General features: G+C 45.4%; 18 protein-coding genes. 17 read left to right on the top strand and 1 reads right to left on the bottom strand.

All coding sequences use genetic code 11. The features are described 5' to 3' along the window. Positions 1 to 5 precede the first annotated feature (5 nt). Genes KNL20_RS12060 through KNL20_RS11980 form a run of 17 tightly spaced genes read left to right on the top strand, consistent with a single transcriptional unit; the run spans position 6 to position 14,063 of the window. Positions 6 to 929 carry a hypothetical protein gene (locus KNL20_RS12060; protein WP_230397983.1) on the top strand — a complete coding sequence of 308 codons (924 nt, stop codon included), beginning with the start codon at positions 6 to 8 and terminating at the stop codon, positions 927 to 929. Positions 930 to 947: 18 nt separating this feature from the next. Beyond that, positions 948 to 1,277 (top strand): phage head-tail connector protein, encoded by a 330-nt coding sequence (locus KNL20_RS12055; protein WP_230397982.1) that lies wholly within the window; start codon positions 948 to 950, stop codon positions 1,275 to 1,277. After that, on the top strand, positions 1,274 to 1,576 hold the full coding sequence (locus KNL20_RS12050; protein WP_230397981.1) for a hypothetical protein: 303 nt from the start codon (positions 1,274 to 1,276) through the stop codon (positions 1,574 to 1,576). Before KNL20_RS12055 ends, KNL20_RS12050 begins: the two co-directional genes overlap by 4 nt. Beyond that, positions 1,569 to 1,904 (top strand): HK97-gp10 family putative phage morphogenesis protein, encoded by a 336-nt coding sequence (locus KNL20_RS12045; protein ID WP_230397980.1) that lies wholly within the window; start codon positions 1,569 to 1,571, stop codon positions 1,902 to 1,904. The genes KNL20_RS12050 and KNL20_RS12045 overlap by 8 nt, the downstream gene beginning before the upstream one ends. Before the next feature lie 9 nt (positions 1,905 to 1,913). Beyond that, positions 1,914 to 2,303: a hypothetical protein gene (locus tag KNL20_RS12040; RefSeq protein WP_230397979.1), complete on the top strand. Its 390-nt coding sequence runs from the start codon at positions 1,914 to 1,916 to the stop codon at positions 2,301 to 2,303. An 11-nt stretch (positions 2,304 to 2,314) separates the two neighbouring features. Then, positions 2,315 to 2,827, top strand: a complete 513-nt coding sequence (locus KNL20_RS12035) for a phage major tail protein, TP901-1 family (RefSeq protein ID WP_230397978.1) — start codon at positions 2,315 to 2,317, stop codon at positions 2,825 to 2,827. Positions 2,828 to 2,874: 47 nt separating this feature from the next. Then, positions 2,875 to 3,261, top strand: coding sequence for a tail assembly chaperone (locus KNL20_RS12030; protein WP_230397977.1), 387 nt, complete (start codon positions 2,875 to 2,877; stop codon positions 3,259 to 3,261). 11 nt (positions 3,262 to 3,272) lie between these two features. Next, the gene (locus tag KNL20_RS12025) at positions 3,273 to 3,611 is read left to right on the top strand and encodes a hypothetical protein (protein ID WP_230397976.1); all 339 of its coding nucleotides are present in this window, start codon (positions 3,273 to 3,275) and stop codon (positions 3,609 to 3,611) included. Between the two features lies 1 nt (position 3,612). Next, positions 3,613 to 6,756: a tape measure protein gene (locus tag KNL20_RS12020; protein WP_230397975.1), complete on the top strand. Its 3,144-nt coding sequence runs from the start codon at positions 3,613 to 3,615 to the stop codon at positions 6,754 to 6,756. Positions 6,757 to 6,766: 10 nt separating this feature from the next. Continuing rightward, positions 6,767 to 8,293 (top strand): distal tail protein Dit, encoded by a 1,527-nt coding sequence (locus tag KNL20_RS12015; RefSeq protein WP_230397974.1) that lies wholly within the window; start codon positions 6,767 to 6,769, stop codon positions 8,291 to 8,293. A 1-nt stretch (position 8,294) separates the two neighbouring features. Then, positions 8,295 to 10,025, top strand: coding sequence for a hypothetical protein (locus KNL20_RS12010; protein WP_230397973.1), 1,731 nt, complete (start codon positions 8,295 to 8,297; stop codon positions 10,023 to 10,025). Between the two features lie 11 nt (positions 10,026 to 10,036). Then, positions 10,037 to 11,278 carry a hypothetical protein gene (locus tag KNL20_RS12005; RefSeq protein WP_230397972.1) on the top strand — a complete coding sequence of 414 codons (1,242 nt, stop codon included), beginning with the start codon at positions 10,037 to 10,039 and terminating at the stop codon, positions 11,276 to 11,278. 2 nt (positions 11,279 to 11,280) lie between these two features. After that, positions 11,281 to 12,069, top strand: a complete 789-nt coding sequence (locus KNL20_RS12000) for a hypothetical protein (RefSeq protein ID WP_230397971.1) — start codon at positions 11,281 to 11,283, stop codon at positions 12,067 to 12,069. A gap of 14 nt (positions 12,070 to 12,083) precedes the next feature. After that, on the top strand, positions 12,084 to 12,278 hold the full coding sequence (locus tag KNL20_RS11995) for a hypothetical protein (RefSeq protein ID WP_230397970.1): 195 nt from the start codon (positions 12,084 to 12,086) through the stop codon (positions 12,276 to 12,278). 41 nt (positions 12,279 to 12,319) lie between these two features. Beyond that, positions 12,320 to 12,628, top strand: a complete 309-nt coding sequence (locus KNL20_RS11990) for a hypothetical protein (protein WP_230397969.1) — start codon at positions 12,320 to 12,322, stop codon at positions 12,626 to 12,628. Then, a complete protein-coding gene (locus KNL20_RS11985; RefSeq protein ID WP_230397968.1) occupies positions 12,625 to 12,843 on the top strand; it encodes a holin in 219 nt (72 codons plus the stop codon). The genes KNL20_RS11990 and KNL20_RS11985 overlap by 4 nt, the downstream gene beginning before the upstream one ends. Positions 12,844 to 12,869: 26 nt before the next feature. Next, positions 12,870 to 14,063, top strand: coding sequence for an N-acetylmuramoyl-L-alanine amidase (locus KNL20_RS11980; RefSeq protein WP_230397967.1), 1,194 nt, complete (start codon positions 12,870 to 12,872; stop codon positions 14,061 to 14,063). Positions 14,064 to 14,456: 393 nt separating this feature from the next. Here the strand turns inward: KNL20_RS11980 and KNL20_RS11975 are convergent, their stop codons facing one another. Continuing rightward, positions 14,457 to 14,981, bottom strand: coding sequence for an ECF transporter S component (locus KNL20_RS11975; RefSeq protein WP_230397966.1), 525 nt, complete (start codon positions 14,979 to 14,981; stop codon positions 14,457 to 14,459). Between the last annotated feature and the right edge of the window lie 142 nt (positions 14,982 to 15,123).

Raw genomic sequence — 15,123 nt, 5'->3', positions numbered from 1 at the left:
AGAACATGCATACAAAGAAATTCGATTTACAACTATTTGCAGCGCCGGACGGGATGACCGGCAAAGCGCAGATTACAGTGGCAGCCAGGGAGATTGATTTTGTTACATCTTTCTCAAAAAATTTGCAGGCACTGACTGACATTATGGGGATTGCCCGGTTTATTAAGAAGGGGAATGGAACAACCCTGAAAGCAAAAAAGGCGTCAGGAACTTTGCAGAGCGGAACCGTGGCAGAAGGTGATGAGATCCCGCTGTCCCAGTTCACGGTGACTGAGACACCTTACGACAGCATTTCCATCGAGAAATACCGCAAGGGTGTGTCTGCTGAGGCAATTGCAGAACACGGGTATGACGTGGCGGTAGCTATGACAGACGAAGAATTCAAGACCGAGTTGCAGGATGTTGTCTTGGGCAGATTCTATGATTTTATCAAAACGGGTACCCTTACATCCACTGAGGCTACTTGGCAGATGGGAATCGCAATGGCAATCGGCAAGGTAAAAGACAAGTTTAAAAAGATGCATCGGACTGCTACAGGCGTTGCGGTATGGGTAAACACACTTGACCTGTACAAATACGTGGGAGCTGCCAACATCACAGTACAGACGGCTTTCGGCATGGATTACGTGAAAAACTTCCTGGGCGCAGACATTATGTTTATTTCTTCCGAACTTGCAGAAGGCCAGGTAATTGCTACGCCGATTAACAACATGATCGGCTACTATGTGGATCCAGGTGATTCCGAGTTTGCGCAGGCAGGACTGCCGTACACTACGGATTCTGAAACCGGCCTGATCGGATTCCACACAGAGGGCAACTACAGCCGTGCGCTGTCTGAGTCTTACGCAATCATGGGGCTTAGGCTGTTCGCAGAGTACCAGGATGCCATTGCAGTAATCACAGTGGATGATAACACTGTAGAGCCGTAAGAAAGGCGGTGAAGCCTTGTGACAACACTTGATGATGTAAAGCTCCTGCTGGGCATCACAGACTCAGACATGGACGGTAAACTTAACTTGATTATCCGAAACGCAGAAAAGCAGATACTTGCCTATCTTCCGGACGGGATAGGATTTGTTCCGGATCCATTGCAATACATCGTGACCGAGCTTGCTATCGTGCGGTTCAACCGGATTGGAAATGAGGGCATGGCCAGCTACAGCCAGGAGGGAGAGAGTATCACATACGGGGACGATATTGCCCCGTACCTTTCTGCTATTCAGGCATGGATTAGCACACAGGAGAGTAATAATCGAGGGGTGGTGAGGTTTCTGTGAGATACGATACTCCGACCTTTTTTGTAAAAGAAACCGATAAACACTATGATCCGGTAGCCGGAGAGTGGATCCAGGGAGAACAGATCCGTACAAAGAAATATGCCAATGTAACTCATATGGGTGCAGAACGACAGCAGGCCGTGTTTGGTGATGTGAAAGCCAACAGGCTTGTTGTGCGTTTACAGCGCGCCTATATGGCAGCCTATGACTTTGTCGAGATAGATGGGAAAACCTATCATGCGGACACAGAGAGGCTTCCTGGTGATACACAGAGTTTGGTGGTGATGCAGAATGGCTAATATCAAGATTGAGGGTCTGGAAGAGTTACAGAAGGCCCTAAAAAAGAACGCTACTTTGAACGATGTAAAAAAGGTCGTGAAGCAGAACGGCTCTGAACTGCATAAAAAGGCGCAGCGGAAAGTCCCCGTTGATACCGGAACCTTAAAAAGGAGTATTGGACTTGAGTTTACGGACGGAGGCATGACAGCAGAAGTGGATGCTACTGCGGAATATGGGGAGTATGTGGAGTATGGCACAAGATTTCAAAGAGCCCAGCCCTATATTCGACCGTCCCTGGAAGAACAAGAAAGGCAGTTCAAATCTGATATGAGAAAACTTGTAAAATAGGAGGCGGATATGGACAAGACAGCAGAACAGGCCATACATGACAAGCTATGGCAGATTGTATCCCCGCTGGTGGGCGGCGCAGTCTATGAGAGTCGCCCCATGACGGAGGTGGGATATCCCTTTGCAGACTTTGAGGACTTTCTTTCCAATTTCACAGGGACAAAAAATGGGATTCTGGAAAGGATTGCGGCAGATATCAATCTTTGGGATGTCGAGGATAAGCGAAAAGACGTATCTCAAGCAGGAGGCTCACTTTTCACACAGGCAATGCAGCTAAAAGAGGCTTTTGGGTACAAAATATCCATGAGGGTTAGTGATTCCAAAATCAGAGTAATACAAGACAGAACCGTATCGCCACCAATCTGGCGGTGTATGGTACATTTAGAATTTGACACATAGGAGGTAAATAGATGTCAGTTATACAGGGAAAAAGAATTGTATATTTATATCGTCTTTTGTCAGAGGCAAAGACGAGTGATGCGACTGCAATCGCATTTACCACAGAGAACAGCACATCCATTTCGAGGGATTCTGACACCGTATCTACAAAGAGCGGTGTAATCAGAGTGCCTAAGGACGCTGAAGTTGAGATTAAAACAACGGCGATTTTTGCCAGTGAAAACGATGAGATTATCAGCAAAATAAAGGCAGCGGTAAGAGAAGGAAAGATGCTGGAAATTTGGGAGGCAAACTTAGACGCACCTGGAGAGGACACAAACGAGGGCAAATTTGCGGCTACGTATTATCATGGATATGCCACATCTTTTGAACTGACGTCCAATAGTGAGGATCACGCAGAGGCATCACTGGAATTTGCTATTGAAGGCAGTGGAGTTGAAGGCTATGCCACTATATCCGATGATCAGCAGGCAATTGCAGACCTGATCTTTAAGGATACTAAAAAAGATACAAGCACACCGTAACGGAGGAGCCTAAGGTTCCTCTAAATTTAATAATGGAGGAAATACAAATGCAGGAAATGACGATAAATGGACAGGTATATCAGCTTAATTTTGGGATGGGATTCTTGCGGGAGATTAATAAAAAAGTATCCGCTCCAGTAGATGGGGCGCCGGGTGCGACACAAAATGTCGGCCTGCGCTTCTATACGCTCCGGCTTATTGATGGAGATGTCGAAGCGTTGGTTGACGTATTAGATACAGCAAACAAGGGACAGAATCCACGCCTTACAAGGACGGCCCTGGACGCATTTGTTGATGATGTGGATACGGATATCGATGAGGTATTTGATGAAGTTATGGGTTTTTTACAGACAGCAAACTCTACCAAAAAAGCGGTGCTGTCCATTCAGGAGATGGTAGAGAAGCAGAGACAGAAGCAGAATCAGAACCAATAAGCATCGAAGAGATGTATCACGAGGTAGCGGTCAACTGCTTCCGGTACTTTGAATTTAAAAGCCTTGCAGAGGTGGATCAGCTGACAATACCAGAATACGAGTTACTGATTGAAGCGCATAACCTGCGTATGGTCGACCAGGAGTATCATCAGCATTGGCAGGCATTTTTGAATTATGCTGTACAGGCTCAAAAGCCGGCTGGAAAAAACAAAACAAGGCCAGTATACAATCATTTTAATAAGTTTTTTGATTACGAAGGCGTACTAAAAAGCGTAAAAAAGAAGAAACCCGAAAAACCCGCAGAACGCTTCAAAGGAATCGGTAAATTGTTAAGGAAGGAGGGGAGATAGCATGGGAGATTTTTCCGTAAAAGCGGTATTGTCGGCAGTGGATAAAAACTTTTCATCTACCATGAAGGGCGCTATGGGCTATGCCAGTAACTTAAAAAGTACTCTTACAGGTGGCCTGGGCTTTGGCATTATGATGGGAATTGGACAAAAAACATTTTCTGTTGTGTCCAATGGATTTTCCAGTCTGGGTAAAGAAGCAATCGGAACCTCTGATTCCATGCAGAAACTGCAAGCAGCTATGCGATTCAGTGGTGACAGTGAAGAAGAGATACAGCGGATTGCGGGAGCTACGGGGTCGCTAAAGACTTATGCAGATAAGACCGTCTTTTCCCTTAATGACGTAATGAGTACCTTTGGAGCACTGTCAGCCAATGGTATTAAGGATGCCGATAAGATGACCGAAGCTGTGGGTAATGCGGTTGCTGTGTTTGGCGGCGGGGCTCAGGAGTTTGGCTCTGTAGGGCTTGCATATAGCCAGGCCATGGCAGCTGGCGCCCTCCATGCACAGGACTGGAACCAGATTTTGAATGCCAGTCCGCAGTTAGCAGGTGGACTGAGAAAAGAATTAATTAAACTTAATCCGGTGATTGGCGAAGATTTCAAAGGCGCTATGGAAGATGGTGTTATCACGGCGGACCTTTTGGGTCAGGCTATGAATAACATCGGCATGACAGAAATGGCACAAAATGCGGCTACATCTGTAGATACCTTTGAAGGAGCAATGGGAAATCTCGAAGCTACAGTGACTGGCGGAATTATGAGTATTTATGACGCTTTCGCAAAAGCTAAGGTCGTAAATGCATTAAATGGAATGAATGATAAAATCGGAGCAGGATTTGACTGGATAGCTAATAAAATTCCGGCTGTGATTGACACGGTATCGGGTGTGGTGGCAGAGGCGTCTAAATACTGGGATGTATTTAAAACAAACGCCCTAGAGGTTAAAGACGCATTTGGTGAATCAGTAAGTGCTATTGGGGGAAGCTTGTCAGAATTAAACGGCTCTTTTGGAAGTACCGAGAGCGTAAGTGATTTTTCCGACGTGATGGGCGTAGCTGCCGATTCGTTAAAGAAATTTGCTGGATTTCTGACTGAACACTCGGACGAGATTGCAAAGCTGATCACTATGCTTCCCAAACTTTTAATAGCCTATAAGGGATTTAAGATAATCAGTGCGATTGCACCGTTTGTTGGTATGTTTGCAAAAGGGATCTTAATGCTGGGTGGAAAAGGGATTGGAGCAATTGCGGGAAAGCTCCTGGGAATAGCAGGGGCTGAAACTACTGCCGGAACAGCCAGCGTAACAAGTGCCGGACAGATGAAACAAGCAGCGGTGGCGTTTCTTGCAATGGGTGCAGGAGTGGCCTTAATAAGTGCAGGATTTTATCTATTGGCACAATCGGCAATCTCATTGGCTGGTGCGGGATGGCCAGCAATTGCTGTCATGTTTGGCCTGGTTGCTGCGCTTGCCGCTTTATCCATTGGCATGATGCTGGCGATGAAGGGTATAACGGCATCTCCCGCGCAACTGACAGGGCTTACGACTGCATTACTTGCACTTGGAGCGTCTATACTTATGATCAGTACTGGTTTCGCAATTTTGGCACAATCCTCTATAGCACTTGCTAATGCCGGAGCGCCCGCAATAGCTATTATGGTGGGTATGGTGGCAGCAATTGCCTTATTAACTGTCGGAGCAGCATTACTGGGGCCGGCACTTACTGCAGGAGCAGTCGGATTCGTTGCTTTTGGTGCTGCAATTGTGTTGGTAGGTGTTGGCGCCGTTTTGGCGGGGGCAGCACTGGCTATTATCGTAGCATTATTTCCTTCTCTTATAGCCTATGGGTCGCAGGCAGCTGCTGCAATTGCACAGTTGGGAGCTGGAATGCTGGCATTTGCCGGTGGCACGCTCCTTGCAGGGGTGGCCTGTGCCGCATTAGGCGTTGGACTTTCCGTTGTTGCCGTTGGCCTTACATTAATCGGTGTATCGGTACTTATTGTAGCTGCCGGTGTTCTTGCACTTGCTGCGGGGGCGGTTATCTTAGGGACAGGTATGCTGCTCACAGGGGCTGCCCTTACAATTGTCGCTGGGGCATTGCCTACCGTTGCTGGGGGGGCATTACTCAGTGCGGTCGCATTTTCTGCACTGCTTGGCATTGCAATGTTATTAACTGCGTCGTTGTTACTTGTGTCTGCCCCACTGCTAGTATTAACACCGGCGTTTCTGTTAGCCACTGCAGGAGCCCTGGCTTTTGGAATTGCAATGGCTGCAGGGGCTGCGGGATGCGCTGCAATGGCCCTGGCATTAAAAGCTGTAAATTCGTCCATGAAATCTATAGCAAGCAACGCAAAGTCCGCTGAGAAGTCAATTAGCGGCATGAAGAAATCGGTCAGCATTGTAAGTGATGGCCTGGATGCCCTGGGCAATAAAGCGAAGGACGCTGTCAAGAAGTTTACCAGTGCTTTCTCTTCCGGGGCGGGCAGTGCGCAAGCAGCCGGAAAACAGATGGCTGATGGCGTGAAAAATGGAGCACAAGCAGGATTATCCCCGCTTTCGGTTATCACAAATAACAGTATGACTGGTTTTAACATGGCCTTGCGTTCCGGGGGGAATACGGCCATATCGACCATGAGGAACATAGCAAGCTCCATCATATCAAACGCGGGTGCTATTCCAGGAAATATGCGTGGTATTGGATATAATATCGGTGCAGGTCTTGCATCTGGCATGGCGTCCAGCTTGGGGCATATAAGGTCCGTCGCAGCACAAATGGCATCCGCCGCAGAACAAGCGGTCAGAGCAAAAGCACAGATACACAGCCCATCAAGGTTGTTTGCAGAATTGGGCACATTTGTAGGGCAGGGCTTCGCAGATGGGATTGACTCCATGAGCAGTACGATTCAGCGGGCAAGTAATCGTATGGTACAAATTCCAGACATCCCAGCACTTGCGGGTATAGGCTCTTATTCCTTTGGAGATAAGGAGCTTCGGAACGATTACGAATACAGTCCTGTTGTCTATGTAAGAACAGAAGTGACAAGTGTTATGGACGGCAGGAAGGTGGGATATGGAGCTGCCGAGTATGTAGATGAAAAGAATAAAAAGGATGCAAAACTCAAGGACCGTATAAAAGGGGAGAAGTAGGGAGGGCTAAATGAAGTTTATTGATACGATTGAACATGGAAACACTGAAGAGTCTCTCCCTGCAGAGGCTCTCTCCATTAATGGAACATATATCGAAAACGTTATTGATGGATATCGAACATTGACGGTATCCGGCCGTGAAACGCACAGCATGGGCTACGATGAGATACGGATTGGTAATCATCTGTATATGGAGAACTACTTTCAGGATAGCCGGGTCATAGAGGTAGAATATCAACTGATGGCAACCACGCCGGAAGAACTGATGCAAAGATATAATGATTTAAACGGTCTGCTTAATTTTAAAGAGGCAAAGATAGTCTTTGATGATGAACCTGATAAATATTATATAGGAAGCAAGACAGTATCCGAGACTCCGGCTAAGGGCAGGTTAAATATTACATCCACTTTCCAGATTTATTGTCCGGATCCGCATAAGTACAGCGTGGTAACGAAGCAGTTTACTGCGGCCCAAAATGTCGATGGTATTCTGGAGCTTACCATCGACAATAAAGGTACCGCGGATGTGCCGATAGACTATACGGTAGTTCACAATCACGATAATGGCTATCTTGGCTTTGTTTCTAATCGCGGTGTGTTACAGACCGGGAAGATTCAGGAGGTAGATTTAACGCCATATACACAAAGTGAGATGCTAATCAATACCAATGATTTTTCTGGTTGGAACAGAGACACCTCGGTGCATCCCGAAAACCCTGCAAAAAAGACAAACGGTCAATTGAAAGTGAAAACCTATAATGGGCAAAATATCCTTCAATTGGCCGATCGTGGTGGAACTGCTGGGGTGAACGGTGGAATGATCAGCATTGATATACCCCCTGATAGTGATGGTGCCGTAGGAGCAAGCAATTTTTGGTGCTACTTCAACGAATGGTTTGAAACAGGAGCTGTTCGCCAGGCATCCACCACGAGTATCAATTTTTTAGACGAGAATGACAAACTTATCTATTGCTATATGGTCGAAAAAAACGACCTAAATAGCAACAGGGCGCATGTAATGATGAGAGCAGGAGGGTCACAATTACATAAATATTTTGACGAATATTTTGAGCCCAGCAATGCCAGGTATGGAAAGAATATGTTTGATTGGGAGCGAGGCCATTGCGACGTACTAAAGGAAGGTGACAAGTTAAGCGGATATTATTACGGAACAAGATTTTCAACGGTTGTGCCTGACTTAAAGGATATAAAATGCTGTAAAATTCAGATTTACATCGGTGGATACGATCAGCTGGATATGGTAACTGGTTCCTGCTTCCGGAGCCTTGGCTTTCAGAAATTCAACGTGCAGAAATGGAGTGACAATCCTAACCGATATCCAAACGGAAGTACAGTTGAGATCGACGGGAAGGAAGGAAAGATCTATACAGATGGAGTTCTCCGCATGGATGATGAAATTAAGGGATCACAATACTTTTTAGCGCCTCCAGGGCAATCAAAAATACAAGTTTATCATAGCGATTTCAGCACACCAGAACCAACAGTGAAAGCTGAGATAAGGGAGGCTTGGTTATGACATGGAGAATGTAAGAATAGCCGTGTTGAGTGTGGATGAGACAGTCTGCACTCTTTTTGACAATCAAATACCGGATGCCATGCATTATAGTGAGGCGTGTCTGCATACCTACCTGCAAGGCTCTGCTTACACCCTTGACATTGAGGCAGGGACAGAGCATGCGGACACACAATATCTGATGGAGGGTAATAAGGTCTCTTTTATATACAAGAACCGTGATTATATGTGTAACATAGTAAGTATAGAACGTACGGAGACCGATATCACAGTGACGTGCTGGGGGTTGCTGCTGGAACTGAGCAACGAGACCAGGGAGGCCTATAAAAGCAATGGCGCTATGACCTTAGTACAATATCTTAATTACATTGATTCGGAACATACGCTCACTCTGGGTGTCAATGAGGTCAGTGACAAGAGGATTTCCAACGAATGGACAGGCAGTCAGACAGTACTTGCCCGATTGTATTCGATCGCCACCTTGTTTTCGGCTGAAATGGAGTTCGTAACAGAGCTTAATTCGGATTATTCGCTGAAACAAATAACCCTTAATGTGTATCGACAGCATGATGGTCAATACCAGGGGATCGGTGAGAACCGTACGGATCAGATACTGCGGTATGGAAAGACAATCAGCACGATCCGAAAGACATCAGATATTACTGAGTTGTATACCGGAATCCGAATACTCGGGAAAGAAGGGGCCAATATCGTAGGTATTGAGCGAAAAGAATATGACAGTGAAGGCAGGCTGGAATACTATACGAATGCAAGCGATGATATCATCTGGGCACCGCTTGCCAGAGATCGCTTTCCTTCAAACGCCAATAGGGGCGGTGACCGGTATATTACCATGGACTGGACCTACGACAGTGATGACAAAAACACCCTGTATGGGCAAGGATTAGGGCAACTCAAAAGGCATTGCGTTCCACAGGTAACCTATGAAATACAGGGTTACTACGATGCAAACATCGGGGACACGTTCACAATCTACGATGGTGGATACAATCCAATGCTGATTCTCGAAGCAAGGGTAACTGAGCAAAAAGAATATTTTGTAGATGCTACAAAAAATGAGACCACCTACAGTAATGCAGTGGAGGTGCAGTCTCAGATTGATGCTGGCTTATTATCAGTCATGCAGAAATTGATTGACAGCAAGAAGCTATATACATTCAATATAGCTTCTGACAATGGAATTATTTTTAAAAACGGAATAGGTAGCACAACTTTAACAGCCCAAGTCAAAGATGGAGCGGTTGATGTAACTGATAAGTATGTAATCCAGTGGTATCGGGATGGCAAAGCATTAAGTGCATCCAAGAGTGTTACCGTAAATGCCGAGGATGTAGAAAACAAGGCAGTGTACAAGTTTATGGCCTATGATGACGGTGGATACGAAGTCACCCTATTAAATTTATCGGATGGGGCAGATGCCATTTTAGTAAACATAGATTCCATAAATGGCTATATCTACAAAAATACGGGTGTGGCTACAACCATGGTCGTATCGGTAATTGTCGGAGGACAATGGATAGATACTTCAGAAAAATTAAAGAATTGCTTTGGCGACGAAGCGTACCTTCAGTGGAAGGAAAAAAAAGTGGGAGAGCTGGAATTCACGGATTTATCCAAATCCGATAGTCGATTATCGGATAACGGATTTATATTTACGGTTACGTCGCAAGACGTATACAACAAAACTACATTTAAATGTGATCTTATATTTTAGGAGGAATGATAATGGCAGTAGTAAGAGGAAGTAGTCAACCAATAGATCTTATTGATTTAACAGATGGTTATTCAGTGTTTATGACCAACGACAATGTAACCTTTTTGGGAACAACAAATAGTGTAAATGGTACCCAGACTGCAACGGCAAAAATTATGGCGTTATGCGGCAGTGAACAGGTATCATGCGAGGTTGGTACAATTTCAACACCAACCGGGATCAGTGCTGTAAGTGATGGAAAAACTCCAGAACCGACAGTTACGATAACCGCGACATCCGCGCTTAAGACTTCCGGAAGTTTTGTGATTCCGGTTACTATTGGGGATATTACAATTAACAAGGTATTCAGCTACGCGATTGCATTCAAAGGGACAAACGGAGCGAATGGCACCAGTGTAACGGTATCCTCTACGGACATTACCTACCAAACAAGTTCTTCGGGTACTACTGCACCCACGGGCACTTGGAATGCTACTATACCAACGATACCAGCAGGACAATATTTGTGGACGAAAACAGTAGTAACATATTCGGACGGTAAATCTACAACTGCTTATAGTGTTTCGAGAAATGGAACGAACGGTAGTAACGGCACCAGTGTAACGGTATCCTCTACGGACATTACCTACCAAACAAGTTCTTCGGGTACTACTGCACCCACGGGCACTTGGAATGCTACTATACCAACGATACCAGCAGGACAATATTTGTGGACGAAAACAGTAGTAACATATTCGGACGGTAAATCTACAACTGCTTATAGTGTTTCGAGAAATGGAACGAACGGTAGTAACGGCACCAGTGTAACGGTATCCTCTACGGACATTACCTACCAAACAAGTTCCTCGGGTACTACTGCGCCAACAGGCACTTGGGTCAGCTCACCTCCGGTTACTTCGGCCGGCCAGTATCTGTGGACAAAGACGGTCGTAACGTATTCAGATGGTAAATCTACAACATCTTACAGTATTTCACGCAATGGCAGTAACGGAGCCGCTGGTGCAGATGCCATTACTATGGTAATCACTTCCAGCAATGGTTTAATTTTCAAAAATGCAGCTATTGCTACTACACTTACGGCACATGTGTACAAGGGCGGCGTTGAAGTTACCGGGGCATCGCTCACGGCCTTGGGCACAATCAAATGGTATAAAGACGGTGGAGCGACAGCGGTTGCAACCGGCACAACGTTTACTATTGCGGCAGGAGATGTCGAGAATAAAGCAAGTTATACCGCCCAATTGGAGGGATAATTATGGCTATAAAGGCAAGCAGCACAATTACCCTTATTCGGGTGGATGATGGTGACAATGGCATTATCATACAGGCGTCTGCTCCTGCCAACCCCTATGTTGGACAGCTCTGGCAGACAGCCTCCGGTGCACCGGTCAAGCGCTGGGACGGCAGTAAGTGGGTAATCTGGTATCTGGATGTGTCGAATCTGAATGTGGAGAATCTGAGCGCAATATCTTCGACGTTGGGTACAGTTGTTAATCCTTATGATACAACCTACGAGGGAGAGAATCTTACAGGACAGGTGACCATAGGAGATGCGCTGATACAGAATGACTATACCGTTTCAAGTAGCGGACAAAAAGGACATTGGGAGTTGAGTCCTTTATCGTATCTAATGACCTTGAAAAACAGCGCAGGAAATATGATAGCCGGCATTGAATTATCGGCAGGGAGTCTACTGCTATACACCAACGAATATAACCAATGGTTATCACTGTCAGCAGAAATGCTCTACGATACCGGATGGGTGAAACAGACCGTTTTAGTTGGCACTGGGAATATATATGCAAGACGTTGGATGGGACGGAAAATGATTCGGTTTGAAAATTATGTCTGGAACAATGCGTATCAGAACGTTATCGTACTAACTGAAAAGTTCCTGCCGACATATGCAAGTACTTACACAGCACCAATCTGGACAAACGCGGGTTTGGGAGAGCTGTTTACATTTAACCTGTCTGGTGGAGTGTTTAAAACAACGAACGTGTCCGGAAACACTGCGTTTAACTGCATAGTAGAATATTATTAAAGGAGATGATTGAAATGCTTAAACTAACAAACGTGACTTTTGAGTATGATGACGAGGGGAACGTAAAAGATTATCGTATTGCTTTCGACATGTCTAATGCAGATGATGATTATGTCAATGGTCGTGTTGTATTGGATGCCTCTGATTTAGACACCCAAGCAATTGTAGATACAGTGCAAGGCAAATTAAAAACATTAGTCCAGTCATAACGGCTGGGCTATTTTAATGCAAGAAAGAGAGGTATGGAAATGTGAAAGACATCATATCACAGTCGTACTTTATAGCTCTGCCTATCCTGCTAGGCTATATTGTGTGGTTGCTGAAGCAACAGAAACGAGACAGAGACGCAAACTCTACGGGTACCATGCTCCTCTTAAGGGTGCAGCTTATCGAGTACCATGACAAGTACATGGAGATGGGTTATATCCCAAGTTATGTGTACGAAAATTACTGTGAAATGTATATTGCCTACCATGCCTTAGGCGGCAACGGGATGGCGACACGAATGTGGCAGGAGATACAGACGCTGCCAGTCAGAAAGGAAGGTTATCAACAATGAAGAATAGGAACCTAAAAGAATGGTTACAGAAAGCAGGTGTTCGGGCGGTCAAGACGATGGCACAGGCAGCAATCGCCAGTATTGGGGCAGCTGCAGCACTGGGGGAAGTAGATTGGCGTTATGTAGCGTCCGCATCTCTACTGGCCGGAGTATTATCCCTATTGACCAGTACGGCAGGCATCCCGGAGGTACCGGAAATCACAGAGGGCGAATAAGCCCTCTATTTTAATGGAGGTAGACCATGCAAATAAATAAACTGTTAACCAAAATCAATCTTACATCAGCGAATAACACAGGGCGTATTAAATATATCGTTATCCACTATGTAGGTGCTACAGGTGGAGCAAAAGCTAACTGCCAGTACTATGCAAGTCAGTATGTGGGAGCATCTGCTCATTACTATGTGGGGTTTGACGGCGAGGTCTGGCAATCCGTAGAGGACAAAAATGTAGCATGGCACTGCGGTGCTAAGTCCTATAAGCATCCGGAGTGCCGTAATGCCAACAGCATCGGCATTGAGCTGTGCGTCCGTAATAAGGGCAGCATGGCTGACACAAGCCGAGACTGGTATTTTGAGGAAGCTACAGTATCAGCGGCGATCCAATTGACACGAGAGCTTATGGCTAAGTATGGAGTGCCGGCAGACCATGTTATCCGACATTACGATGTAACTGGTAAGATATGCCCGAATCCATATGTATATAATCATACTAAGCATACATGGCAAGATTTTAAGGCACAGATCAGCGGACAGCAGTCTATACCGACACCGCAACCAGCAGAGACAGGCGCATGGAAGCCCATGGGCACAGCGACATGTGGCGGGAATAGCGTGCGTGTAAGACAGTCTCCGGGAGGGGCAATATTACTATCTCTTAACAAGGGTAACCGGTTTGAGGTTGATGGTCAGACCTCTGGTAGTTGGACACGCGTTAAAGTGCAGTCTATAATAGGATGGATGGCCACACAGTACGTTATACCGGACAAGGTGCAGACTGTACAGCCAGCACAAGCGGCGCAGTCAGTCCCTGCAACAAACAATCCAATTGTCAGAGATGGACAGATACACTGCAATAACTTCTGCAATGCCGGGCTTAAGGTGGATGGCATCCGGGGGATCGCAACCGTAAAGGGCGGCGTTATGGTGCTCCAGCAGGCAGCTAACATGGATTACGGTGTGGGGCTTAAGGTAGACGGTATCCCGGGAGTCAAAACAGATGCAGCGTTGAGCGGTCATACTGTCCGGCTCGGGGAGTCGCAGGAGATGGTACGCGCCCTACAGATATTACTTATGCTGCGTGGATATGATCCTAAGGGTGTGGATGGCAGCTTCGGTGGCGGCTGTGATGCAGCAGTGCGAAGATACCAGGCTGACCATGGACTTACTGTAGACGGTATTGCTGGATACAATACATTCAAGAGTTTGATTGCTTAATCTCTAAATCCTCCTTATATAATTGCAATTGGGAAGAAGTATATCTGCAAACATAGTCTATAACAATCCGGGACATTTAGAGACTAAAAGAAAATAATAAATATGTATCGTTAGTAACACGTTAGTAACAAATTCAATTTCACTTTACTTAATTAAAGTTTCTGAAAACTTCCGCGAAGCCTTGATTTAGGCAAGAGAAAGGCCCGGTAGGGGAGCTACCGGGTCTTTCGAGGGGAGTATAAATAATTAATAAGGGGTTATTAATTGTAAAAAAAATTTTTTGAAGGGTAAATTCTTTTTACATGGATAATTATAATACATATTCTGGAAAATTGCAACAATTAAATTTTGTGAATATTCTATAAATTTTTATATGAATTTTCGCCAAATGTACTATTTCCGAAGGGATAAGCGATTCAAATCTGGTATTGAAATCAAAATTGGGTACAATATAAGGGCAATGACCAGACCGGAGATACCCTGAATCAGGTTTGCGGGAACGCTGGCCAGTGCACCGGAAGCTCCGTAGAGCCATATTTCACATAGATAATACCCACCTGTTACAAAAACCATATCGATAACGCCGCCTATTGCAACTGCAGCATAGCGGGACTTTGAAGATTTTGCAATCCACTGATATGTAAATCCGCAGAGCAGGGCAATAATTCCCTTTATCATAAAAGTGACAGGAACATAGATAAAATATCCCCCGATAAGATCTGCCATCGCGGATCCAATGCCGCCTGCTAAACCTCCGTAAATCGGGCCAAGGAGAACCCCTGAAAGAATTACGATTGCATCTCCCGGATGGATATATCCTCCGGTGCCGGGTGTTGGTATACGGATGGACATGGTGGCTACACAGGAAAGTGCTGCAAAAAGCGCTGCAAAAACCAATTTCTTAAAATTTGACTTCATAATTGAAAAACTCCTTTAATGTAGCTGTTTTCAATAAGTGTAAACGATAATTGGCTTTATTAAAATAGCCAGTCTGTAAAAAAACAACCAGTCCAGTAAAAAAATATTTTACAGTTCCGCATATAACAATATTTGCATGAAT

The organism is Novisyntrophococcus fermenticellae (genome assembly GCF_018866245.1).
GTDB classification, from domain to species: Bacteria; Bacillota; Clostridia; order Lachnospirales; family Lachnospiraceae; genus Novisyntrophococcus; species Novisyntrophococcus fermenticellae.
This window is presented reverse-complemented; position numbering and strand designations above follow the sequence as displayed.

Excerpts from the sequence above, each read along its gene's own strand:
- KNL20_RS12060 (WP_230397983.1), top strand. The coding sequence starts at position 6 with ATGCATACAAAGAAATTCGATTTACAACTATTTGCAGCGCCGGACGGG.
- KNL20_RS12045 (WP_230397980.1), top strand. The coding sequence starts at position 1,569 with ATGGCTAATATCAAGATTGAGGGTCTGGAAGAGTTACAGAAGGCCCTA.
- KNL20_RS12040 (WP_230397979.1), top strand. The coding sequence starts at position 1,914 with ATGGACAAGACAGCAGAACAGGCCATACATGACAAGCTATGGCAGATT.
- KNL20_RS12035 (WP_230397978.1), top strand. The coding sequence starts at position 2,315 with ATGTCAGTTATACAGGGAAAAAGAATTGTATATTTATATCGTCTTTTG.
- KNL20_RS12030 (WP_230397977.1), top strand. The coding sequence starts at position 2,875 with ATGCAGGAAATGACGATAAATGGACAGGTATATCAGCTTAATTTTGGG.
- KNL20_RS12025 (WP_230397976.1), top strand. The coding sequence starts at position 3,273 with ATGTATCACGAGGTAGCGGTCAACTGCTTCCGGTACTTTGAATTTAAA.
- KNL20_RS12020 (WP_230397975.1), top strand. The coding sequence starts at position 3,613 with ATGGGAGATTTTTCCGTAAAAGCGGTATTGTCGGCAGTGGATAAAAAC.
- KNL20_RS12015 (WP_230397974.1), top strand. The coding sequence starts at position 6,767 with ATGAAGTTTATTGATACGATTGAACATGGAAACACTGAAGAGTCTCTC.
- KNL20_RS12010 (WP_230397973.1), top strand. The coding sequence starts at position 8,295 with ATGGAGAATGTAAGAATAGCCGTGTTGAGTGTGGATGAGACAGTCTGC.
- KNL20_RS12005 (WP_230397972.1), top strand. The coding sequence starts at position 10,037 with ATGGCAGTAGTAAGAGGAAGTAGTCAACCAATAGATCTTATTGATTTA.
- KNL20_RS12000 (WP_230397971.1), top strand. The coding sequence starts at position 11,281 with ATGGCTATAAAGGCAAGCAGCACAATTACCCTTATTCGGGTGGATGAT.
- KNL20_RS11995 (WP_230397970.1), top strand. The coding sequence starts at position 12,084 with ATGCTTAAACTAACAAACGTGACTTTTGAGTATGATGACGAGGGGAAC.
- KNL20_RS11985 (WP_230397968.1), top strand. The coding sequence starts at position 12,625 with ATGAAGAATAGGAACCTAAAAGAATGGTTACAGAAAGCAGGTGTTCGG.
- KNL20_RS11980 (WP_230397967.1), top strand. The coding sequence starts at position 12,870 with ATGCAAATAAATAAACTGTTAACCAAAATCAATCTTACATCAGCGAAT.
- KNL20_RS11975 (WP_230397966.1), bottom strand. The coding sequence starts at position 14,981 with ATGAAGTCAAATTTTAAGAAATTGGTTTTTGCAGCGCTTTTTGCAGCA.